The sequence below is a fragment of the Nocardioides sp. S5 genome, assembly GCF_017310035.1.
In the GTDB taxonomy this organism is placed as follows: Bacteria; Actinomycetota; Actinomycetes; order Propionibacteriales; family Nocardioidaceae; genus Nocardioides.
Genome location: NZ_CP022296.1, coordinates 3,576,802 through 3,597,320, shown reverse-complemented (window position 1 = coordinate 3,597,320; position 20,519 = coordinate 3,576,802). Strand labels below are relative to the sequence as shown.

The following is a 20,519-nucleotide window of genomic DNA, read 5'->3' as shown; positions in this document are numbered from 1 at the left end:
CTACTGAATGGGTAGCGATGCGAACCCGCGGATCGGGCCTGAGCGGAGTCGGACCGCGGAGTCGATGTCGACATCCCAGTCACGGCGGCGGGTGAGGAGTGCTCGCAGAGCGATGCGTGCTTCGAGGCGGGCCAGGGATGCGCCGAGACAGAAGTGGATGCCGCGCCCGAACGCGACTTGTCGTTCGGGGCCACGGTGGATGTCGAAGTGGTCTGCGTCGGGAAACGCGTGGTCGTCGCGGTTGGCTGAGCCGAAGAGCAGCAGCACGGTGTCGCCGGCTGCCATAGCCTGACCGTGCAGATCGACCTGTCGGGTCAGGGTGCGTGCCAGGCCCTGGACCGGTGAGTCGTAGCGAAGCAGCTCTTCGACGGCTGCTGGCACGAGTTCGGGCTCGTCGGCCAGAGCGCGTCGGTCCTCAGGGTGTTGGGCGAGGATGACAGCGCTGTTGGACAGCAGGTTGGTCGTCGTTTCGTGCCCGGCGACGAGCAGCAGCAGGCAGAACCCGAGAAGTTCTTCCTCGGTGAGGTGCTCGCCGTCCACCTCGGCTTGGACGAGCGCTGTCATGAGGTCGTCTTGTGGGTGCGCGCGTCGGTCAGCGAGGAATGCGGAGAAGTACTCGTAGAGGGCTGCAGCGGCGTCCAGCCCGGCGCCGAATTCGCCTCGCACCGGGTTGGACTGGATCAGGGTGGTGGACCAGGTCCGAAAGCGGTCGCGGTCTTCACGCGGCACGCCGAGCATGTCGGCGATCACGATCGCGGGCAGAGGTCCGGAGAACTCAGAGACGAAGTCCCAGGGGCCGGTCTCGGGGGTTGTGTCCAGGAGGTCGTCGACAAGGGTCTGGATGTGTCCTTCGAGCCCTGCGATGCGACGCGGGGTAAAGGCCTTGCTGACGAGTTGGCGCAGCTGCGTGTGCCGGGGTGGGTCGCTCATGATGAGCATGGGCAGGAACAGCTCGGTCATGTCCACGCCGGGTGGGGTGGGGAAGATGCCGGACGCCGAGGAGTACGTCGTTGGGTCGGCCAGGGCCGCCGAGACGTCCTCGTGCCTGCTGAGCACCCAGGTGCTTGCCTCCGGCGACCAGTGCGCCGGGGCGTGATCGCGAAGCTGCCGATAGACGGGGTAGGGATCCTCCATCACTGTGGGGTCGAACGGGCTGTAGGTGAGCTGCTGGCTAGTCATGACTTCTCTCTGGTCATCGGGTTCACGGGTGCCTGGGAGGTGTTGGGGCTGGCTCTACGGCTGCCGGGGCGTGGGCCGGCCGGGGGTGTGGCCACCAGCTGCCCTCCTCGAACAGCGCGGCGCAAGCCGGGACGACGAGAGTGCGCACGACGAACGTGTCGAGAAGGAGCCCGGCCGCGACAGCGAAGCCGGTCTGGGCGAGCGCCTCGACCGGTGAGAACAGCAGTCCCGGCCCGATCGTCTCGACTCACTGAACACAACCGATCGTCTAGATCACTGGTTTGTACTTCCAGTACAACATACGATGTGCACGACGTCGATACCGCACGGCCGCACCGGCGGGCGGCAGAGAACAGAGGTGCGTGATGAGGAAGCTGCCGGCGAAGCTGGCCAGCCAGTTGTACGGCGCGGCCGAGCTGATCGCGGAGCGCGGTCTGGACGGCACCAAGATCGAAGACATCGCCGAGGCCACCGGCATCCCGAAGGCCACGATCTACTACCACCTCGACGGCAAGAACGCCGTGCTGGAGTTTCTCCTCAGCGACCTGCTGGACATGATCGCCGGCGCCGTCGGCGTTGCCGTCTTGAGCGCCGAGGATGCGCGGACTCGACTCGAGGCCGCTGTCGTGGCGCAGCTGGGGGTAATGCTCGAGCACCCGTTCCTGTGTCGGGCACTGGTCGGCGACCTTGGGCGCGCGACTCGGCTGCCCGAGCTGGCGCTGGCATTGCGGGCTGCGTTCTACGAACCGATCGAGCAGTTGTTGGCCGACGGCGTGGCTGATGGGTCGCTACGCCAGGTCCCCAACCCGGGCGCCGTGGCCTTGAGCGTCTTCGGTGCCATCACGGTCGCCGGCCTCACTGCGGCGGTGGAGGGGCCATCTGACGACCCGTCCGCAGACGCAGTGCGCTTGTCTGCGTCGATCAGCGAGTTGATCTTCGACGGCCTGGCGACGCGTCCCCGTCGCGCTGACGACAAGCCCCAGTGACCAACCGGAGTGATCTCCGCACGTTATCGACAGCGGAAGCGGCTTCCGTGCGCTCCGGCCGGAAGGGCTTTCCAGGCAATGACCGGGCCTTCGTGCAGGACAGGTGCGGGCGCGCATGCTGGTCGGGGGACTTGTCCATGCGAGTCGCGGAAGCGACCAGGTCAAACCGAGCTACGAGCACCGAGCCGAGTCACATGTAGTAGGCGTATCGCGGCGCCGGGCGTTCGTTCGGGCCGAGGTGCTTCAGGATCCGGCCGGTCGAGTCAGCTGTGCGCAGCGTGATGGGCACCCGTCCGTCGAGTTGGGTGGCGTTCCAGTTCATCTTGGAGAGCGCGAGCAGCTCAGTCGCGATCTCGGCCGCGCTCGACTGCACTTCGACAAGGCGGAAGGGGAGTGCCGACGGCACGTACATCCCTGGGTAAGTCCGGTAGAACGGAACGCTCCCACGGGTGTAGAGCAGGTGCCGGGTGTCAGTGAGCGACAGGAGCGTGCCTCGTAGGGTTGTCTGCTCGCCTTGCCGAAACAGCCGGGGGGAGTCCTCGCGTGGGATCCAGACGAGTTCGAGCATGGCCAGGCGCTCCGCCTCGGCGGCAGCCCGGAAGCCCTCCAACTCTTCAGGCGTGAACGAAGAGGTCTTGTGCAGCATGACGCGTGCGGGTGCCGTCTTGTGCTCGATGCGGTAACGGGCCAGCGACTGCTCAAGGAGGTCCTTGGCGTCGTCGCCGGTGAGGTGTGGCTGTCGGTCGTCCTTCGACTGAGTGGCCTGGGTGCCACGGACGATCACGCCGTCGCCGCGCTCGTTGAAAACCTGCGCCACGCTCGTCTGCAGTGTTTCGTTGTCGGTGCTCCGGTAGAAGGCGACGCCGACGTAGCAGGTCGTGAGGTCCCGGACATGGCGGGTCATCCGCCATGGCACGCCGCCGGCCTTGTAGTACAGCGCCGTGTGCAGGTTCCAGGCCTTGGTTGCCTCGTCCTGCTGGCGTCGCCTGTCGCGGCCCTTCGGCTTGTAGGTCGGGTCCCAGGTCTCGCGCCGGATAATTTGGATGGGACGACTACCGCTCAGCGAGCGTGCCTTCAGCAGTTCGTGGAAGTCGAAGCCGATAGACGCAGCTTTTGGTTGCTCCCACGGTCGGTCAGGGTTGGTCTTCGGCTCCTCGCGTTCCGGCAGATCGTCGGGACGGCAGACGATGATCACGTCGCAGTTGGGTTCCTCATCGAGCGTTCTCAGCTCGGCCTCGTACAGTTCGACGCCCTTCTGCACAGCCTGCAGCGGACTCAGCGTTGCGATGTTCTCCAGGGCTCGTTTGTCGAGTGTGCGCTCCAGCCGCCCGTTCCAGATGATCGTCGAGCGGAAGCCGACGCTGGTGTGAAACCCAGGAAACGGCAAGTAGAGGTGCGATAGCGGGCTTTCTTTGGGTGCAATTGGTTCGCGGCAGCGGTCGAGCCATGCCTTGACCCCACCGATGGCCGCCTTGGTGCCGACGATGCCGATCTGGATCGTCCGAACTCCCGTATTGCTCAGGTCGGCCGGACCGTAGTTGTTGATGCCGCTACGTGGGTCGATGTGGCGGCTGCCGTTGCCGAATTCCAGGTCCGGTTCTTCGATGAACGTGAGTTTCATGCCGTCTCCGCCAGCTCCCCGTCAGCCAGAGGATCGGTCGGGTCCGACGCCTCTGCCGCTCGCTTCCACTTCGCCTCGTCGATGCCGCGGTCGGTGTCGAAGGTGACGAGTTTGCCGAAGTCGAGGATGCGCTCGTTCTGGCTGAACAAGCTGTCATGGCCGCCCTCGCGACCGGCGAGGATGGCGGCCCACATGCGGGTCTCGCCGAGCACAGCGGGGTTACGTTCGAGCCGCTTGATGCCGCTCAGGTACTGGGCTGTGAACCGTGACTCGCGGTAGCCGTCGATCGAGTAGTAGTAGTCGGGCGTCAGGGCGCAGAACCACTCGTCGTCGAGGTTGAGGAACTGCCACTTGAGGCCGGCGTGCTTGTAGTAGCTGACCTGCAATGGGTTGGTCTTCTTGGCGTGCGGCTTGAAGACGGAGCGCCAATGGGTGCCGCTGGTGTTCCAGCTCCGTTGCGACAGGTCGTCGGTGGCGCGGAAGTAGAGCATGTGGCGCTTGCCGTGGAAGGCGCAGTCATCGCGGAGGTCTTGCCGGAAGGCGTTGTTGAGCAAGCGCACCAGTATTCGCTCGCTGTCCGGGCTGCCGTGGAGCAGTTCGCCGGTGGCCTCGATCGTCGGGTCACCGTTCACCGCGCCCGCCAGCGCGGTGTCCTCGACGGGGCTCCACGTCAGCAGCCGGCCGCCGAAGAGGGTGAAGTCGTCTCGGATGTCGAGGCTGCTCTCGCGCTGTAGGTCGTAGACCTTCCGGGGGAGTGTGACCGCGGCGTCGTATGCCCAGAACACGTCGGGCATCGTCACAGGCAGCAGGTTCGACTCCAGGGTTTCATCACGCAGATCAGCGACGGGCGTGTGCGCGCGGCCGTGAGGATCCGCAACCGCGAACAGCCGGTCGGAGACGTCCCCTTCAAGGGACATGGTGATCTTGTTGAAGTCCACACGTCCGCTGGCGCGACGGGCGGGATCCGCGAAGTAGGACTGGATGTGCGCCCACCAGGCTTCGCCCCGCTTGGGGTGTGAGCAGACCAGCAGGACGGGCATTGAAGACTTCATCCAGTAGTCCAGGTCGCGCTCGTCGCAGTCGTAGTGGAACCGGTCGGCGGTTTCACCGGGGAAGTCGTTGTCGCTGGCCTTGCTTTGCACCTGGAGGTGGCAGTTGCTGACTTCGCCCGTCGCAGGGTCGCGCAGCTCGATCGTGCCATCGATCCCGGCGTCGACTGTGCGCTCGTGCCAGACGTGATCCATGGCGCTGACCCGCTGGTGGATAAGGGCAATACCAGCATCGCCGATGTGCGCGCTGCGGCTGACCTGCTTACCGCTTCCCACCCGGTCACCTCGCTTCTGCCGAGGAATCTGGAGAGCCTCGGCTCTTTGAGGGTACGAGTCGCCACCGACAGTACGAGGCAGGCGCGGTTCAGAGGCGGTGCTACCTGCGGGCGTCCGGATTTGATGAGGCCCACGCCTTTCGAGAGGACCGGTAGGCATCGTCGTTGTCACGCTCCACCTCGAGTCAGCGGCGTGTCCCAGCGCCCTCTGCCCAGCGCGGGTATCACGTAGGTCGCTCAACTTGTGGGGAGATTCGCGGCGGGGGCTCCCGCTTGCTCCGACTAGTGTCTGTCAGCGATGGTTTCCGGAATCGACCCCTCAGTGCTGCGCGCCGCTCGCGAGAAGGCGGGCCTGACCCAGCATGAGTTGGCGCGTCTAGTTGGTGCCGCCGGTGGGGAGCGCATATCTCGTTGGGAGCTGGGCGCGTCGGTTCCTCGGCCGGACTTCTTGGTCAAGCTTGCTAGAGCGCTCGACATCCCGACCCTTCGTCTAATTCACATGGAGGGTGAGGTTCCTGATCTCAGAGCACTGCGTTTGAAGGCGGGGCTGACGGTGCCCGAGTTGGCTGCGGCCGTCAACGTGGCTGTGCCGACCTACTACGCCTGGGAGCAAGGCCGTTGGACCCGACTCCCAGCAGCCAGGCAGCTTGAGAGTCTCGCGCGTGGGTTGGGGGACACAGTCGACGTCGTCGCCGCGGCCTTCCAGGAAGCCCGGCAGCAGCGTCTGCGGCGCGGGTAGGTCTAGCGCCGTAGATGGGGGCGCGCCTGGCGCCGAGTTGAACGTAATCCACAGGGAGATATTCCTCCCGAAAAGTCCGCATGATTTGTGGTCCTATTGACCTGGATGTTCGGTGCGTGCGAGCGCTCAGTCCCATCGGGGGGATTGGGCCACGCAACCACTTCCGGTCAGGACTCGGGCGATGACATCTCGGAATCGGTCAGCTGTGGATACCGATTCTCTCGATAGAAATGCACTAGTGTGTTTCTATCGAGTCGGGCTCGCGATGACCGCTCCCGGCACGTCTTGACACGTAGGTGATTGAGACAAGAGAGGACTCGGGGATCCATGTCGATGAACACTGCTCAACATGCACGGGACGAGGTTGGCGCCAGTATCAAGGCACCTCCCGACCACAACCATTTCCCACGGCTGAGGCGCCGCCGCAGGCGTTGGGTCCTGGCACTCTGCGCGGCTCTTGTCGCTGCCGGCGGCCTGGGGACCGCGTTCGCGTTCACCTCGGTTAACGACACCCAAGAGGTCCTGGTCGTCAGCAACGACATCAAGCGTGGCGAGACCATCGAGGCCGGCGACCTCGCCGTCGTGCGGGTCAGCGTCGACCCGGCGTTGACCCCGGTCCCCGGCAGCCAGAAGGCCGAGCTCGAGGGCAGCCGCGCTGCCGTCGACCTGTGGGCCGGCACTCTGCTCACCGCGCAGGCAGTCACCGACAACCTGGTGCCGGGGGAGGGAGAGTCCCTGGTGGGCATCAGCCTTACTCCCGCGCAGATGCCGTCAGAGCCGCTCTACGGCGGCGACGTCGTCCGGATCGTCACCACGCCCGGCGACCAGGGCGAGGTCACCGACAGGGAGCCGGTCACCATCGAGGCCACCGTCGTTGGTGTTAACCGGGTCGAGGAGACGGGGGAGACCGTCGTCGACGTCGCGGTGCCCGAAGCCGAGGCGGCCGAACTGGCTGCCCGGGCTGCCACCGGACGGGTCGCACTCGTCCTGGACGCCCGGCAGCGCTGAGGCATGGCGGTGATCGTCCTGGCCTCCGCGAGCGGTTCGCCCGGCGTGTCCACCACGGCGCTCGGGCTAACCCTCAACTGGCACCGACCCGTGCTCCTGGTCGACGCAGACCCGACCGGATCCTCCTCGGTCTTCGCTGGCTACTTCCAGGGCGCCCAGGAGCCGACCGGCGGCCTGATCAACCTCGCTCTCTCCCTGCGCGAGGGAACGCTGGCGGACGCACTGCCCCGGGAGACGCTGCTGCTGGACCCCGAGGCGCCGGCCGAGCGGTCTGCTTGGTTCCTACCCGGCATCCGGGCCCACGAGCAGGCCCCCAGCCTGCTGCCCCTGTGGGAACCGCTCACCGAGCAACTGCGCGCCCTCGACCGCAACGGCCAGGACGTCATCGTCGACGCCGGACGACTCGGCCTCGCGGGCTGGCCCCAGCCGCTGATCGCTGCCTCCGACCTGACCCTGCTCGTCACCCGCAGCTCGCTGCCGGCCCTGGCCGGTGCCACCAGCTGGGCCAAGACCCTGCGGGCACAGTTCGCCGCGGTCGGTGGGCTCTCCCGTCTCGGGGGATTCCTCGTCGACGAGGAGCGACGCTGGCCCTCGCTTCCCACCGGCGCCCGAGTCCGGCCCTACACCGCACGCCACATCGCCAAGGCCCTCCAGATCCCCGTGGTCGCCTCCGTGGACTGGGAGCCCGAGGTGGCCGAGGTCTACTCCCACGGCGCCCGCAAGCCACGCAAGTTCGAGTCCTCCGGACTGCGGCGCGGCTACCGGGGCAGCACCGCCGCAATCGAGTCCATCCTCGGCGCCAACCAGGCCGCCCTCGCTCCCACGAACGGAGGCCACGCATGAGCACCAACGGACACCACCCGGAGACCAACGGCCGCGACCCGCTGCGCGCAGACGAGTGGCTTGAGGCCCGCCATGCCGCGAACCGTGAGCAGACCTCGCCGTTCGCCCGAGGACGCGGTTCCAACGGCACCCCGCCGCCCCCGCCGGTCGTCGAGGACGACGACCCGACCTCGCTGCCGATCTTCGCCGGCGCCTGGACCAGCGAAGGCGAGGGCCAGCTGCCTGGCCGCGCCCGCTCGGAGTTCAGCCTGCGCCCGCTTGTGGCGCCCGCACCGGAGGAGCACCAAGACACCCGCGGCACGGATGGCGAGGTCGAGCTGGACTGGGAGCTGATCGCGCAGTACCGCGCTGAGATCTCGTCGCGACTAACCGCCCGGCTCGACAAGGAAGGTGGTCGGGTCACTGAGGAGGACCGCGAGCAGATGGGCCTCGACGTCATCGAGGAGCTCATCAAATCCGAGGCCGAGACGTTGGTCTCGACCGGCCGTCCGCCGTGGACGAAGGACCACGAGAAGGCACTCAAGTCCGCCCTCCACGCCGCCCTGTTCGGTCTGGGCCGCCTGCAGCCCCTGGTCGAGCGCGAGGACGTCGAGAACATCATCGTAATTGCCCGCGGCCCGGTCTGCTCGGTGTGGCTGGAGCTGGTCGACGGCACCCTTGTGGAGGCCGCCCCGATCGCCGACTCCGAGGACGAGCTGCGCGAGTTCCTCTCCGACCTCGGCTCCCGGCAGAACCGGCCCTTCACCGAGGCCCGGCCGCACCTGGACCTCCGGCTGCCCGGGGGAGCGCGGCTCGCGGCCGGCTCCTGGGTGATGGCCTACACCTCCGTCGTGATCCGTCGCCACGGGATGCGCGAGGTGTCGATGGACGAGATGGTCTACGACCGCAAGGCGTGCGGCGCGGTCTTGGCCGACTTCGTCGCAACCTGCGTGCGCGCGGGCAAGAGCATCGTCGTCTCCGGGGTCCAAGGCAGCGGCAAGACCACTTGGGTCCGGGCCCTGTGCTCGTGCATCCCGCCCTGGGAGATGATCGGCACCTTCGAGACCGAGTTCGAGCTGCACCTGCACGAGCTGGTCGACCGGCACAAGATCGTCCACGCGTGGGAGCACCGGCCCGGATCCGGCGAGGTCGGCATCGACGGCCGCCAGGCCGGTGAGTTCAGCCTCGAGGAGGCCATCCACCACTCCTTCCGGTTCAACCTCGCCCGCCAGATCGTCGGTGAGGTCCGCGGCCCGGAGGTCTGGAACATGCTCAAGGCCATGGAGTCCGGGCCGGGCTCGATCAGCACCACCCATGCCCGCAGTGCCGAGCACACGATCGAGAAGCTCGTCTCCTGCGCCATGGAGAAGGGCCCGCAGGTCACCCGCGAGTTGGCAATCAGCAAGCTGGCCGCCGCGATCGACATCGTGATGTACCTGCGCTCGGAGGTCGTCGCCAATCCCGACGGCACCTTCCGCAAGCAGCGCTGGGTCGAGGAGGTCCTGGTCGTCCAGCCCAGCATCGACGCGGCCCGCGGGTATGCGACCACCCCGATCTTCGCCCCGAACCAGCTCGGCCAGGCCGTCGCGACCGGGAAGCTCGACAACTTCCTCGCCCAGGAGCTCGCGCGCCACGGGTTCGACCTCGAGGCGTACAAGGCCGAGTCCCAGGCAAACCCGGGGGTGGCGATCTCATGACCGCCTTCCTGCCCGCCGTCTTCGGGGCGCTCATCGTCATCGGCCTGATCGGCATGGTCTACGCGCTGATCCCCGCACCTCCGAAGCCGCCGCGGCCCGCCCGGACCGTCACCCCGTTCGGCCGGGCGGGTGGCTGGTTCACCCGGCTCAACCCGCGCACCCGGATGCTGGTCATCGGCGGCGCTGTCGCCGGCCTCCTGGTCGCGCTGCTGACCGGCTGGGTGATCGCGATCGTGCTCGTCCCGGCCGCGATCGTCGGCATCCCGCTGCTGCTCACGCCCCCGCCGGCGGCCGCGAGCGTCGAGAAGCTCGAGGCGCTCGAGGAGTGGACCCGGTCACTGTCCGGCAAGCTGACGGCCGGACAGTCGCTGCGCTCGGCGCTCATCAAGTCGCTGCAGTCGGTGCCGGCGCCCATCGAGCGCGAGGTCGGCCTGATGGTCTCCCGGCTCTGGAACAACACCGCCACCACCGAGGACGTGCTGCGCGCCTTCGCTGAGGACCTCAACGACTCCACCGGAGACGTGGTGGCCAGCCAGCTGATCCTCGCCGCCAGCGGTCGCGGGCAGGCCGGCCTGGCCAAGGCGCTGGACGCCCTCGCCGAGACCGTCGCGGCCGACGTGCGCGCCCGCCGCCAGATCGCCGCCGACCAGGCCAAGCCGCGCACCACCGCCCGCACGGTCACCGTGATCACCCTCGGCGTCCTGGGCATGCTCGCCCTCACCGGCGACTACATCGAGCCGTACGGCAGCCCGCTCGGCCAGGTCATCCTCGCCGTCCTGCTGACCGCCTACGTGGCCACGCTGCTGTGGATGCGCCGGATGGCGGTAGCCAAGCCGCTCCCGCGCTTCCTCGACCTCCAGGCCCGCAACGCGCACCGAGCGGCGCACGGAGCGGCGCGCGGGGAGAAGGAAGGAGCACTCGCATGACGGGCCTCCAGCTCGCGCTCGCCAGCGGCACCCTCCTCGGGCTCGCCGTTGCCCTGCTCGTGTGGCGCCTGGCCCCGTCCGACCCCGACCTCGCCGACGCCCTGGACCGGCTCTCGCCCGGCCACGTCGTACCCCGACGCAGCGCCGGCCCGCTCGACGTCGAGGAGAGCACCGAATCCGGATCGTTCGTCGACCGGATCGGCGTGTGGGCGATCAAGAACCTGCCCGGGGGAGCGTGGGCACACACACCGCGCAAGGACCTGGCCATCCTCCAGATCAGCGAGACCAGGTTCTACGGCGAGAAGGTCGTTTGGGCGCTGCTCGGCCTGGCCATGCCGCCGCTGTTCGCGGCGTTCTTCGCGCTGATCGGGCTCCCGCTCCCGTTCGTGATCCCCACCTTCGGGTCGCTCGGGCTCGCCGCACTGTTCTGGTTCATGCCCAACTACAACGCCACTGACGACGCCAAGAAGGCCCGCATCGAGTTCAGCCGGGCCCTGGGCGCCTACATCGACATGGTCGCCACCGGAGTCCGCGACGGCTCCAGCGGCCAGCAGGCGCTGCGCTCCGCGGCCGAGGTCGGCGACAAGTGGGTGTTCAAGCGAATCGAGAGCGAGCTGCGCCGCGCCCGCTACATGACCCGCGCCCCCTGGGACTTCCTGCACGGGCTAGCCGATGACCTCGGCGTCCCCGAGCTCGACGACCTCGCCGACATCATGCAGCAGTCCGGCCAGGACGGCGCCCAGATCTACAACAACCTCCGCGCCCGCGCCGCCGCCCTTCGCTCGGCGATGCTCAGCGCCGAACTCGGGAAGGCCAACGCCGTCTCCGAGCGCATGTACATCCCCGCCAGCCTGCTCGGCATCGTCTTCATGGCGATCCTCGTCACCCCCTCCCTGCTCCGTTTCACCACCTGACCGACCTAACACCGACCCCAAAGAACCAGGGTCACCCAGACCGCAAACCGAACAACAAGGAAGGAAGAACCCCGATGTTGAAGCTCTTCATCGCCCTCCAGATGGCGGCGCTGACCTCGCTCGCCTCCCTCGAGGACCGCGTCACCCGGCAGCGCGACGAGCGCGGCTCCGTCACGATCGAGCAGGTCCTGTGGGCCGGCGCCGTGATCGTCATCGTCGGCATCGTCGTCGCGGCCATCAAGTTCTTCGTGACCAGCGAGTCCGCCAAGATCAAGTAGGCCGCCATGTTCGCCAGCCTCCACCGCCGCAGCCGGGACGAGCGCGGGTCGGTGACCATCCAGATGGTCTTCCTGATGCCCGCGCTGTTCCTGCTGATGTTCCTCGGCCTCCAAGGCGCCCTTTACTACCACGCGAAGCAGGTAGCGCTCGCGGCCGCGCAGGAGGGCGCCCGCGAGGCAGGCAGCGAGACCGGCACCCGCGACGCCGGTGTGGCCACGGCGAACACGTTCCTCCACGACGCCGGAGGCTCCGACGTGATGACCTCCACCAGCGTCTCCGGATCACGGACCACGACCACCGCCACGATCACCGTCACGGGCAAGTCCATGAGCGTCATCCCCGGCTGGCACGTGACCGTCACCCAGAGCGCCAGCGTCCCGGTCGAGAGGCTCACCGAATGACCAGGCAGACGAGGCGGACCAGCGCACGCCGCCGGCGCCGGGACGAGCGCGGGTCGGTGGCCATTGAGGCCGCGATCGGCGTCCCGGCCTTCGGCCTGTTCGTGGCGATGATCATCCTCGGCGGCCGCGTGGAGATCGCCAAGCAGTCCGTGGACGCAGCCGCCTACGAGGCGGCGCGAGCGGCCTCCATCGAGCGGACCCAGAGCGAGGCCATCACCTCCGGCAAGTCCGCGGCCACCAGCAGCCTGCACGACCAGGGCCTGCAGTGCACGACCACCAACATCACGATCAACGCTGCGGCCTTCAACGCCCCGCTGGGAACCACCGCCCAGGTCACCGCCACCGTGACCTGCAAGGTCGACGTGGCGGACCTGAGCATCCCCGGCCTGCCCGGCACCCGGACGATCACCGCCACCGCCAGCAGCCCCGTCGACGCCTACCGGGAGCGCCGATGATGACCGCCCGCATCCGAAGTCGCACGACGCGGCGCTCGCGTGATGAGCGCGGCTCCATCAGCGTCTGGTTCGCTACCGCAGCACTGGCGATGATCATCCTCGTCGGGATGGCCGTCGACCTCGGCGGCAAGGTCCACACCCAGCAGCAAGCCCGCAGCGCTGCCGCCCAGGCCGCCCGCACCGGCGCCCAGGAGGTTCAGGGCTCGACCGCAGTCCGCGGCGAGGACCTCCGCGTCGACCTCACCGCCGCCAAGACGGCCGCCATGGACTATCTCCGCGCCGCCGGCGTGGAGGGAACCGTCCGCGTCGTCGACGGCGACACCCTGATTGTCACCACCACCGACACATACACCAGCAAGTTCCTCGGGATCATCGGCCTGGACACGATGCAGGTCACCGGGGAGGCGTCCGCGCGGCTCATCCGCGCCGAAGGAGGCATCGAGAGATGACCACGCCCACCCATCCCACCCTGGGCCAGCGGCTCACCGGCCTCGCAGCCTTGGTCGCCGTACTCGGCATCGTCCTCGGGCTGCCCGCACTATTCCTCGCGATCAGTGCCAGCCCAATCCCGGACCACGTCCCGACCCTGGACGGCATCAAGAATGCGCTCATGGCGCCCGACGACGGCACCCTCGTCCTCGGCCTGTTCAAGGTGATCGGCTGGGTCGCGTGGGCCTTCATGGCGCTGAGCCTGGTCGTGGAGGCCATCGCACGGCTCCGCAAGGTCCAGGCGCCCCGGCTGCCGGGCCTGGGCCGGCCGCAGGCTGCAGCACGCGGCCTCATCGGCCTCGCCGCTCTGCTGTTCATCGCCGCGCCCATCGCCGCCCAGACAGCCACGATCACCACGGCCGCCGGGGCGCCGGTGACGGTGGGACATGTCAACGCCGGTGCCGCCGACCAGGCACCCGCCCAGCAGGACGTCAAGGTCGAGACGAAGCAGGAGCGCCAGCGCAAGACCGTCGACCACGCTGTGAAGCCGGGGGAGAGCCTGTGGTCGATCGCCGACGACCACTTCGGCGACGGTGCCCGCTACAAGGAGCTCGTCGAGCTCAACCGCGACCTCCTCGGCGCGCAGCCGAGCTTCCTCGAGCCCGGTTGGGTACTCAAACTGCCCGCGGTCAACGGCGGGGCACCGGCGCACGACTACACGGTGCAGCCCACCGACACCCTCAGCGAGATCGCCCAAGAGCAGCTCGGCGACGCCGACCGCTGGCCCGAGATCTACCAGGCCTCCACCGGCATCACCCAGCCCGGCGGGGCCCAGCTGACCGACCCCGACGTCATCGACGTCGGCTGGAAGCTCAGCATCCCCGGCGCCGAGCAGGGGGGCAGTCACGACGACACCCGACACCAGCAGCCGCGCGACGTCGAGCCCGAGACGCCCGCCAGCCCCGAGGACCAGCGGCCCGTCGACCCGCCGGCCGAGGAGGAGCCGCCGGTCGCCCACGAGCCTGAGGTGCCCGAGGTACCCGAGACGGCCGTGCCCGACGCGCCGCCCCAAGCCGAGGAGCCGGCGGCGCCGGCCGCCGACGTCGACCAGGTCGACGACGCTGACGACTCGATCCTCGACGCGCCGTGGGTCCTCGCCGGTCTGACCGGCGGGGGCGTCCTGCTGTCCGGGGCGCTGCTCATGGCCCTGCGGTCCCGCCGCCGCGCCGGCTACCGGAACCGGACACCCGGCCGCGCGATCGCCGCGCCGCCTCCGGAGCTCGCGCCGGTCGAGATGACCCTGAACGCCACCGGTGCCGCGGCCGCGGCGACCGTGGAGTTCGCCGACGAGGCGCTGCGTCGCCTCGCGGCCGCCGTCGGCGCGCAGGGCGCCACGATGCCGCCGCTCGCTGCCGTGGAGTTCGCGCACGGCAAGCTGACCCTGCACCTGAGCGCGCCGGCCGCAGTCCCGGCGCCCTGGGTGGGCAGCCCGGATCAGACCCACTGGCACGTCAGCACGGACACCGCCGTCGATGAGCTCGGCCCCGACACAGGGAATGTCGAGCCGCCCTACCCGCTCCTGGCCACCATCGGCATGAGCGACACAGGGGAGACGTGGCTGCTCAACTGCGAGGAGCTGTCCACACTCACCATCAGCGGCGATCCGACCTACGGCCGGGACTTCGCTCGCCACCTCGCGGCGCAGCTCGCCGTCAACCCGTGGTCGCGCCGCGTCCAGGTCGACTGCATCGGCGTGGCTGAGGAAGCCGTCGGCATGGACGAGCGGATCAGCTACTACCCGACCGGAGCAGCCGGGTCACCCGCGACCGCGGATGCCCTCGCGGCCGCCGTCACCACGGTCGACCGGGCGAAGCGACACGACACCGACGCGTCCACGGCGCGCACCGGCAGCGTCGACGACGACACCTGGCCCGCCCGCATGCTGTTGCTCGACGCGGCTGCCGGAGACCCCGAGGACCTCGAGCAGCTGCTGCAGCTGGTCAACGACCACGTCGGGCAGTCCGCCACATCCATCGTTGTTGCCGGCGAGCGACCCAACACACCGGGCGCCGTTCTGCACATGACGAACACCGGCCGCGTCGTCCTCGAGCACGTCGGCCTCAACCTCATCGCCGTCGGCCTCACCAGCGACGAAGCCCGCGGCTGCGCACTGGTCTACGCACAGAGCGAGGTCGCCGAGGACGTACCTGTTCCGGTCGACGAGACCGCCACCGACGGCTGGGAGGCCTACACCGACCAGTCCGGGGCACTGCGCCGCGAGTACACCCTGCCGCGCAACACCCCCGCGGACACCGTCGACGAGCCGCTGTCCTCCCTCCTGGAGGGCGACGACGAGGACTACATCCGGCAGAGCGCGATCGTGCAGGAGGACCTCGAGACGCTGGCGCCGAAGGTGCCCGAGCACGTCCGAGCCGAGGTCGAACAGAGCGACCCCACTCTCGACCGAGACATCGCCGACTGGTTCTCGACCAACTGCGAGCGTCCACGGCTCAGCCTGCTCGGCCCGGTCACAGCGCGCACCCACGGCAAGGCGCTGGCCAAGCGCAAGCCCTACTTCACCGAGCTGCTCGCGTACCTGGCCATACACCGCAAGCACGGAGCCACCCGCGAGGAAATCGGCGAGGCATTCGGGATCACCCCGGGCAAGGTGCGCGACTACACCAACACCGTCCGCGAGTGGCTGGGCGCCAACCCCACCACTGGAGAGCCCCACCTGCCCCACGCCGACAAGGCCCCTGCCACCAAGCTCCGCGGCGTCAACGTCTACCAGGTCGACGACGGTCTCCTGGTCGATCTCCAGCTCTTCCTCCGGCTGCGCAAGCGCGGGCAGGCCCGTGGCGGAGCGGAAGGCGTCGCCGACCTCTGCACTGCGCTTGAGCTGGTCGGCGAGGCGAAGCCCTTCAGCCAACTGCGTGAAGAGGGATGGTCTTGGCTTGTCAACGAGCCCGACCGGGTCGACCTCATGGCGTCCGGCTGGATCGCCGACGTCGCCCTCATCGTTGTCACCGAGGCTCTCGCCGCCGGCGACCTGGTCAAGGCCCGCTCCGCCGCCTTCGTCGCCAACCGGGCCGACCCTGACGGCGAGAGCACCCGCCTGTGCCTGGCGCACGTCATGAAGGCCGAGGGCGACCAGCTCGAGGCCGACCGGATCCTGCGCGAGGAGATCTGCAACCGGTCCGACGACGGCGACGCCCCCATGGAACTGTCGGAGCGCACGAAGACCATCATCAGTACCCACGGCTGGCTCGCGAGCTGACTCGGGAAGGGAGCACCAGCACATGACCACGTTCGACCAGGAGGTCACCGGCCGCTACGTCGCGGCCGGCGCCGACCGCCCCGACCTCGACGCCCGACGCGTGGGCAGGGCCGTCTTCGTGCGCGACACCATCCGCGCCCTCTACAACGCCGACAAGCAGTTCGGCATCGACCCCGCCGACAACGGCTCTCTCGCCGAGCTCGTCGACGCCGCCGAAGAACACCTCGAGCACATTGCCACCGACGTCAGCCAGCGATCAGTCATGGCGCCGCCCAACACAGGAGGAGACACCGCATGAGGAAGCACCACTCCGCACTCGGGGGAGTGGCCCTCGCCCTCGCCCTCATCCTCACGGGCTGCTCGGACGACGGCACTGACCCCGAGGCCGAGGACACGCCGACCGCTACGCCGAGCTCGAGCCCGACGAGCACTGCGCCGACGCCGCAGACTCCCGAGGAGAGAGCGGCGGCCCAGCTGGCGATGTACCTCGAGGTACGCGACCTCGCTTACCGGAAGCGGGATATCAACTTCAAGACGCTCAATCCGGTCGCGACCGGTGAGGAGTTTCTGCAGTTGCAGCACACCGTCGCGAGCATGATGAATGAAAACGTCACGGTGACCGGGGATTACGCACACACGCTCGACGAGCCGCGGAATCGCGGGACCTCGATTCTGATCATCGACTGCGAGGACCGCACCAAGGTCACCTGGAAGAACGACGGGGCGATCCGGCAACCGGACTTCACCGACCCCAACGGAAACCCGCTCCGCAACCCCGCCCCGGTTGAGTACACGCTCGCCAAGGACAAGGGTGCGTGGAAGGTCTCCGACTCGGACCTGCTTTGGGACCAACCATGCTGAGGAGACTTATTGCTCTCATGGTGGCGTTGGCAGGGTCGCTCGTCATCGTGTTCGTCACCGCCTCCGCCGCGAGCGCTGACTGCACAGCAGACCCGGTGACCGGCGAAGTTGTCTGTGACGACGAGGATGGCGGCAACGACGGCGGCGGCGGCGGTGACACCGGTGGCTCGTCGACTTGCTCGACCTCGGACGGTACGGAGATCCCGTGCACTGGCCCGGGCGGGTCGGTATGGAGCAGCAGCCATCAGTGCTGGGTCGGCGACGTCTGGGATCCGGGTGGGGAGGGCCCACTGCCGCCCCCTGGACAGACCAACGAGGACGGTGCGTGGCACATCTGCTACTGGCCGCCCCCAGGCTCCTCATGGGATCCGGTCTGGATCCAGAACGGCACGGTCACGATCGATCCGGTGGTTCTCGCCAACCGCGCGATCGCGTCGATGGACCTGGATCCGATCAGGATCGGCATCGTTCCCGAGCCCGGCCCCAACCGGGTCGGAATCGTTGGTCTGCCGGTGTGGATGTGGGTCGACAGCCCGACCGATGACACGTTCGGACCGATCACCGCGTCCGCCAGCGAAGGGCCGGTCTCGGTCAGCGCCACCGCCAGCGTCTCCAGCATCGTGTGGAACATGGGCGACGGCACCAAGGTGACATGCACCGGCAAGGGGACGCCGTACGCCGATCACTACGGCAAGCAGGACTCCCCGACCTGCGGGCACCGCTACGCGAAGATGTCGACCGACCAGCCCGAGGGTGCGTACCAGGTCACCGCGGCCAGTCACTGGGTGGTCGAGTGGACCGGTGGCGGCCAGTCCGGAACCATCGAGTTCGACCTGGCCACCGAGCCCCTCCCGATCCGCATCGGGGAGGCCCAGGTGCTGACCCAGTGACGCTGTATTAGCTGACCGACCACCGACGCCGGTCTCCGTACTCGCAGCAGGTAGGGGACCTGTGTCGTTCGCTGCCCGAGCGCGCCCGGAGGCACCGGGCCCGCCGAGCTGAGCTGCTCATGCTGCCGCTGCTGGACGTGAAAGAGCCCCAGGCGTCTCGGGTCACCTGGGGCTCGCGAGAAGTAGAGCATGGGGTGGCTCGCCCGCGCAGATGAATAGGAAATCGCGCAGACCTAAACGCTCGCATTCGTGGTGCCAGCTGGCCCGTCACGTGACCTGGGTGCCGCCCTCCTGGCGGTCGACGAGGCGGGGACCCGGGCCAGCGCCGCGCCGACCTGGTTGGCCCGGCGAGAGGAAGCCGCGCCTTCGTGCTGTGCCGATCCAGTCCCGCACTGTCGGCTCGGGGCGCCCGAACTTCGTGGCGAGCCGACCCGTTAGCCCCGGCCCGTTGGCGGCTTCCTGGAGGTACGCGCGCGCTACGTCCTCGAGCAGCGTGTCCGGTAGGCCCGGTCGGCCGCGGCGCTTGCCTGCCGCGGAGCTCGTCGCAGTCTGCAATGCGCTGAGTTCCTCGGGCAGGAGATCCTCTACCGCGATGTCCCGCCGGCCATCGAGGCCGAGCTGGGTGACGCCCTCACTCCGCCAGTCGTCTTGGGCGAGAGTCGCCTGAGCGCGAGCGACGATCTTGCCGAGAGGGATGCGGCGAAGGAGATCGCTCGTGATGAGCTGGCCAGGCTCCGCGCCGCGATCGTGGTCGGTTGCAGCGCGGTCCTCGTCGCCGCCGTCCTCGTATCGCCAGGTCAGTTTGAAGAGCTCGAGCTCCGCAACCTCCAGGCCGCGGCCGCGGTTGACCAGGATCCCGTAGACCCGGACCGGGAGGTCTCGCGACGTGTAGACGAAGTCCGCCACGTAGCCGGCGCCGCGCGCGCGGCTCTTCATGTAGAGCTCGAGGCGATCCGGCGGCGGCGCGTCGCCGGGAGAGTCCTCAAAGCCGGGATCGAAAAGAGACTGCTTGAACAGGTCGTACATCTGGCGCGTCCGCGTGAAGTCGTACGACAGGTCGCGGACCTCGAGGTGGTCGTCAGGCAAGTGATCGGTGGCGTTCTCGGTCATGGTCTCGACGGTATGCCAGCAGGGCCGCGAACCATATGGAAAAACCGTCCGACTTGCGCCGCTCGATTAGTCGTACGCCTGCGACTGTCGCGGCGTGCACGGAAGAGGAGGCGGGGCGCTGACGTAGCGCGCACCCCCAGGTGACCCCTCGCGCGCACGACGTCCAGAGGCCGGAGAATAGAAGCAACAGGTGTTGAGATGCAGTGAAGATTGGCGTGCCTCCCGCAGGGTAGTTTGACGAAGACGCCCTTCTGGTCAGCGGCCGTCAACGTGGCACCCTCGCTTGCGGCTGAAATCGGTAGGCCGGTGAAGTGAAGTAGGAGCGACCGCCACAGGAGCCCGTAGCCTGACATCGTGCGGATGGGGTCTTTGTTCACTCCGGAGCCGGAGCAGTGGGGACTGCGCGGTGACTCCCACCTCTGGCGAGCACTTCGCGAGGCGCTCGAGGAAACGTCGATCCCGGCGACGGAAGACGCTGTCGCCAGCCTGCTTGTCGACCGCATCAAGGACCTGGCGGACGTCGACATCCTGTTGGAACGACAGGAGGCGGTGTATCGGGAGCAGTTCGCGCACGGAGGGATGTCGAGTGGGCAGATCCACATTCCGACCTGGAGGGATCGGCTCATCCCACTGTTGATCGCCAGAGCCGCAGGCAGCCGTGCCTGATTCGCGAGATCAGCAGCTTGGGGTCGATCTGTCGGCAACGAGAAGGCGCACCACGAGGCTGCAGCAGTACGTCGCGGGCAATCTTTTGGCGGATGGTGAGTTCATCTGTCGGCACTTCCAGCAATGCGTCGAGTCGCGGCGCGTGGGCGATGACTTCCGGGAGGGCATCATGAGCCACGTCGGACGACGGTTCGATCTGACGCTCGACGGGCAGCCGTTGCGCATCGTGGTCGTGGGTCAGGAATCGGGGCTTCCCAAAGGTCCTTCGGTTGCCACCTTTGGCCGCAGGGTCACGTTGCAAGTCCGGTACCGGCAGACGTTGAACGGGGCGGGGCTCGAGCGCCGCTACTACGCGCAGGACGGCCACCGCGGACGCAATCCCCATATGCGAGGCACGACGACAGCGCTGAGGTTGCTCCTGGGAACCGGGCTCGGAACGGACTACGAGGGTGAGTTCGTCCGCCCGATCAAGGGACGACCCTTCCACATCTTCGACGGCTTCGCCCTCGTGAATCGGCTGCTCTGCTCTGCCGGGCCACCCGGAGGCAGCCAAGGGCGCCCAACGAGCACCATGGCTCGGAACTGCGGCATCCACTTCGCCGCCACACTGTCGATCCTCGAACCAACAATCGTGATCTTGCAGGGCGCCAAGCTCGCCAAGTGGGCGGCCGGTGTTCTTTCCCCGGCGCGACACCAGACGGACTACCTGTATGAGGCCATGCACGATGGTCGCCGGGTTGCAGTCTGCACCTTCTCCCACCCTTCCGCTCACGGCTCAGTCAGATGGGGAGATCGACCGGATGCTCCGTACGTCTCTCAGGTGGTTGCCCCAACGTTGCAGGCAGCGCTCCAGCTCAGTCGAGACCGCTGACAGGCACCACAGCAGGTTGGTCTTCGGGTTTGCCCGGCGTTCGTCGGCACTGGTCGCTAGCGTG

At 68.2% G+C, this 20,519-nt stretch carries 21 protein-coding genes; 16 read left to right on the top strand and 5 right to left on the bottom strand.

Translation table 11 applies throughout. From position 1 onward, the window contains the following. Together CFI00_RS17800 and CFI00_RS17795 are read right to left on the bottom strand one after the other, a co-directional pair. Positions 1–1,179: a cytochrome P450 gene (locus CFI00_RS17800; protein ID WP_166196714.1), complete on the bottom strand. Its 1,179-nt coding sequence runs from the start codon at positions 1,177–1,179 to the stop codon at positions 1–3. Between the two features lie 22 nt (positions 1,180–1,201). Beyond that, positions 1,202–1,402, bottom strand: a complete 201-nt coding sequence (locus tag CFI00_RS17795; protein ID WP_235738417.1) for an MMPL family transporter — start codon at positions 1,400–1,402, stop codon at positions 1,202–1,204. Positions 1,403–1,544: 142 nt separating this feature from the next. Here CFI00_RS17795 and CFI00_RS17790 point away from each other — a divergent pair, with 142 nt between their 5' ends. After that, positions 1,545–2,165, top strand: a complete 621-nt coding sequence (locus CFI00_RS17790; protein ID WP_166196716.1) for a TetR/AcrR family transcriptional regulator — start codon at positions 1,545–1,547, stop codon at positions 2,163–2,165. Positions 2,166–2,355: 190 nt separating this feature from the next. Here CFI00_RS17790 and CFI00_RS17785 read toward each other — a convergent pair whose 3' ends face one another. Both CFI00_RS17785 and CFI00_RS17780 read right to left on the bottom strand, forming a co-directional pair. Continuing rightward, the gene (locus CFI00_RS17785; RefSeq protein WP_207082363.1) at positions 2,356–3,786 is read right to left on the bottom strand and encodes a hypothetical protein; all 1,431 of its coding nucleotides are present in this window, start codon (positions 3,784–3,786) and stop codon (positions 2,356–2,358) included. Next, a complete protein-coding gene (locus tag CFI00_RS17780) occupies positions 3,783–5,111 on the bottom strand; it encodes a DUF4365 domain-containing protein (RefSeq protein ID WP_207082362.1) in 1,329 nt (442 codons plus the stop codon). The genes CFI00_RS17785 and CFI00_RS17780 overlap by 4 nt, the downstream gene beginning before the upstream one ends. Before the next feature lie 1,071 nt (positions 5,112–6,182). Between CFI00_RS17780 and CFI00_RS17770 the strand changes: the two genes are divergently transcribed. The 13 genes from CFI00_RS17770 to CFI00_RS17710 all read left to right on the top strand — a co-directional run bounded on the left by CFI00_RS17770 (position 6,183) and on the right by CFI00_RS17710 (position 17,808). Then, entirely contained in the window at positions 6,183–6,857 is a 675-nt protein-coding gene (locus CFI00_RS17770) for an SAF domain-containing protein (RefSeq protein WP_207082361.1), read from the top strand. 3 nt (positions 6,858–6,860) lie between these two features. After that, positions 6,861–7,700 carry a hypothetical protein gene (locus tag CFI00_RS17765; protein ID WP_207082360.1) on the top strand — a complete coding sequence of 280 codons (840 nt, stop codon included), beginning with the start codon at positions 6,861–6,863 and terminating at the stop codon, positions 7,698–7,700. Further along, complete coding sequence (locus tag CFI00_RS17760) at positions 7,697–9,376, top strand: CpaF/VirB11 family protein (protein WP_207082359.1); 1,680 nt, start codon at positions 7,697–7,699, stop codon at positions 9,374–9,376. The genes CFI00_RS17765 and CFI00_RS17760 overlap by 4 nt, the downstream gene beginning before the upstream one ends. Further along, positions 9,373–10,302, top strand: a complete 930-nt coding sequence (locus CFI00_RS17755) for a type II secretion system F family protein (RefSeq protein WP_207082358.1) — start codon at positions 9,373–9,375, stop codon at positions 10,300–10,302. Before CFI00_RS17760 ends, CFI00_RS17755 begins: the two co-directional genes overlap by 4 nt. Next, positions 10,299–11,216: a type II secretion system F family protein gene (locus CFI00_RS17750; protein WP_207082357.1), complete on the top strand. Its 918-nt coding sequence runs from the start codon at positions 10,299–10,301 to the stop codon at positions 11,214–11,216. Before CFI00_RS17755 ends, CFI00_RS17750 begins: the two co-directional genes overlap by 4 nt. A gap of 74 nt (positions 11,217–11,290) precedes the next feature. After that, entirely contained in the window at positions 11,291–11,494 is a 204-nt protein-coding gene (locus CFI00_RS17745; RefSeq protein WP_011755675.1) for a hypothetical protein, read from the top strand. Positions 11,495–11,500: 6 nt separating this feature from the next. Beyond that, entirely contained in the window at positions 11,501–11,896 is a 396-nt protein-coding gene (locus CFI00_RS17740; RefSeq protein ID WP_056680593.1) for a TadE family protein, read from the top strand. Then, positions 11,893–12,351: a TadE/TadG family type IV pilus assembly protein gene (locus CFI00_RS17735; protein WP_166196732.1), complete on the top strand. Its 459-nt coding sequence runs from the start codon at positions 11,893–11,895 to the stop codon at positions 12,349–12,351. Before CFI00_RS17740 ends, CFI00_RS17735 begins: the two co-directional genes overlap by 4 nt. Continuing rightward, positions 12,348–12,800 (top strand): pilus assembly protein TadG-related protein, encoded by a 453-nt coding sequence (locus CFI00_RS17730; protein WP_207082356.1) that lies wholly within the window; start codon positions 12,348–12,350, stop codon positions 12,798–12,800. Before CFI00_RS17735 ends, CFI00_RS17730 begins: the two co-directional genes overlap by 4 nt. Continuing rightward, the gene (locus CFI00_RS17725; protein WP_207082355.1) at positions 12,797–16,057 is read left to right on the top strand and encodes a LysM peptidoglycan-binding domain-containing protein; all 3,261 of its coding nucleotides are present in this window, start codon (positions 12,797–12,799) and stop codon (positions 16,055–16,057) included. Before CFI00_RS17730 ends, CFI00_RS17725 begins: the two co-directional genes overlap by 4 nt. 22 nt (positions 16,058–16,079) lie before the next feature. Continuing rightward, a complete protein-coding gene (locus tag CFI00_RS17720; protein ID WP_207082354.1) occupies positions 16,080–16,355 on the top strand; it encodes a hypothetical protein in 276 nt (91 codons plus the stop codon). Positions 16,356–16,381: 26 nt separating this feature from the next. Beyond that, positions 16,382–16,918: a hypothetical protein gene (locus CFI00_RS17715; protein WP_207082353.1), complete on the top strand. Its 537-nt coding sequence runs from the start codon at positions 16,382–16,384 to the stop codon at positions 16,916–16,918. 47 nt (positions 16,919–16,965) lie between these two features. After that, positions 16,966–17,808 (top strand): hypothetical protein, encoded by an 843-nt coding sequence (locus CFI00_RS17710; RefSeq protein WP_207082352.1) that lies wholly within the window; start codon positions 16,966–16,968, stop codon positions 17,806–17,808. A 267-nt stretch (positions 17,809–18,075) separates the two neighbouring features. Here the strand turns inward: CFI00_RS17710 and CFI00_RS17705 are convergent, their stop codons facing one another. Then, a complete protein-coding gene (locus CFI00_RS17705; protein ID WP_207082351.1) occupies positions 18,076–18,918 on the bottom strand; it encodes a hypothetical protein in 843 nt (280 codons plus the stop codon). A gap of 354 nt (positions 18,919–19,272) precedes the next feature. Between CFI00_RS17705 and CFI00_RS17700 the strand changes: the two genes are divergently transcribed. Continuing rightward, the gene (locus tag CFI00_RS17700) at positions 19,273–19,584 is read left to right on the top strand and encodes a hypothetical protein (RefSeq protein WP_207082350.1); all 312 of its coding nucleotides are present in this window, start codon (positions 19,273–19,275) and stop codon (positions 19,582–19,584) included. Continuing rightward, positions 19,577–20,455: a hypothetical protein gene (locus CFI00_RS17695; RefSeq protein WP_207082349.1), complete on the top strand. Its 879-nt coding sequence runs from the start codon at positions 19,577–19,579 to the stop codon at positions 20,453–20,455. The genes CFI00_RS17700 and CFI00_RS17695 overlap by 8 nt, the downstream gene beginning before the upstream one ends. The last annotated feature ends 64 nt before the right edge of the window (positions 20,456–20,519 follow it).

What these genes read in the sequence shown, in the direction of transcription:
- CFI00_RS17800 (WP_166196714.1), bottom strand. Translation starts at nt 1,179, where the DNA reads ATGACTAGCCAGCAGCTCACCTACAGCCCGTTCGACCCCACAGTGATG.
- CFI00_RS17790 (WP_166196716.1), top strand. Translation starts at nt 1,545, where the DNA reads ATGAGGAAGCTGCCGGCGAAGCTGGCCAGCCAGTTGTACGGCGCGGCC.
- CFI00_RS17785 (WP_207082363.1), bottom strand. Translation starts at nt 3,786, where the DNA reads ATGAAACTCACGTTCATCGAAGAACCGGACCTGGAATTCGGCAACGGC.
- CFI00_RS17770 (WP_207082361.1), top strand. Translation starts at nt 6,183, where the DNA reads ATGAACACTGCTCAACATGCACGGGACGAGGTTGGCGCCAGTATCAAG.
- CFI00_RS17765 (WP_207082360.1), top strand. Translation starts at nt 6,861, where the DNA reads ATGGCGGTGATCGTCCTGGCCTCCGCGAGCGGTTCGCCCGGCGTGTCC.
- CFI00_RS17760 (WP_207082359.1), top strand. Translation starts at nt 7,697, where the DNA reads ATGAGCACCAACGGACACCACCCGGAGACCAACGGCCGCGACCCGCTG.
- CFI00_RS17755 (WP_207082358.1), top strand. Translation starts at nt 9,373, where the DNA reads ATGACCGCCTTCCTGCCCGCCGTCTTCGGGGCGCTCATCGTCATCGGC.
- CFI00_RS17750 (WP_207082357.1), top strand. Translation starts at nt 10,299, where the DNA reads ATGACGGGCCTCCAGCTCGCGCTCGCCAGCGGCACCCTCCTCGGGCTC.
- CFI00_RS17745 (WP_011755675.1), top strand. Translation starts at nt 11,291, where the DNA reads ATGTTGAAGCTCTTCATCGCCCTCCAGATGGCGGCGCTGACCTCGCTC.
- CFI00_RS17740 (WP_056680593.1), top strand. Translation starts at nt 11,501, where the DNA reads ATGTTCGCCAGCCTCCACCGCCGCAGCCGGGACGAGCGCGGGTCGGTG.
- CFI00_RS17735 (WP_166196732.1), top strand. Translation starts at nt 11,893, where the DNA reads ATGACCAGGCAGACGAGGCGGACCAGCGCACGCCGCCGGCGCCGGGAC.
- CFI00_RS17730 (WP_207082356.1), top strand. Translation starts at nt 12,348, where the DNA reads ATGATGACCGCCCGCATCCGAAGTCGCACGACGCGGCGCTCGCGTGAT.
- CFI00_RS17725 (WP_207082355.1), top strand. Translation starts at nt 12,797, where the DNA reads ATGACCACGCCCACCCATCCCACCCTGGGCCAGCGGCTCACCGGCCTC.
- CFI00_RS17720 (WP_207082354.1), top strand. Translation starts at nt 16,080, where the DNA reads ATGACCACGTTCGACCAGGAGGTCACCGGCCGCTACGTCGCGGCCGGC.
- CFI00_RS17705 (WP_207082351.1), bottom strand. Translation starts at nt 18,918, where the DNA reads ATGACCGAGAACGCCACCGATCACTTGCCTGACGACCACCTCGAGGTC.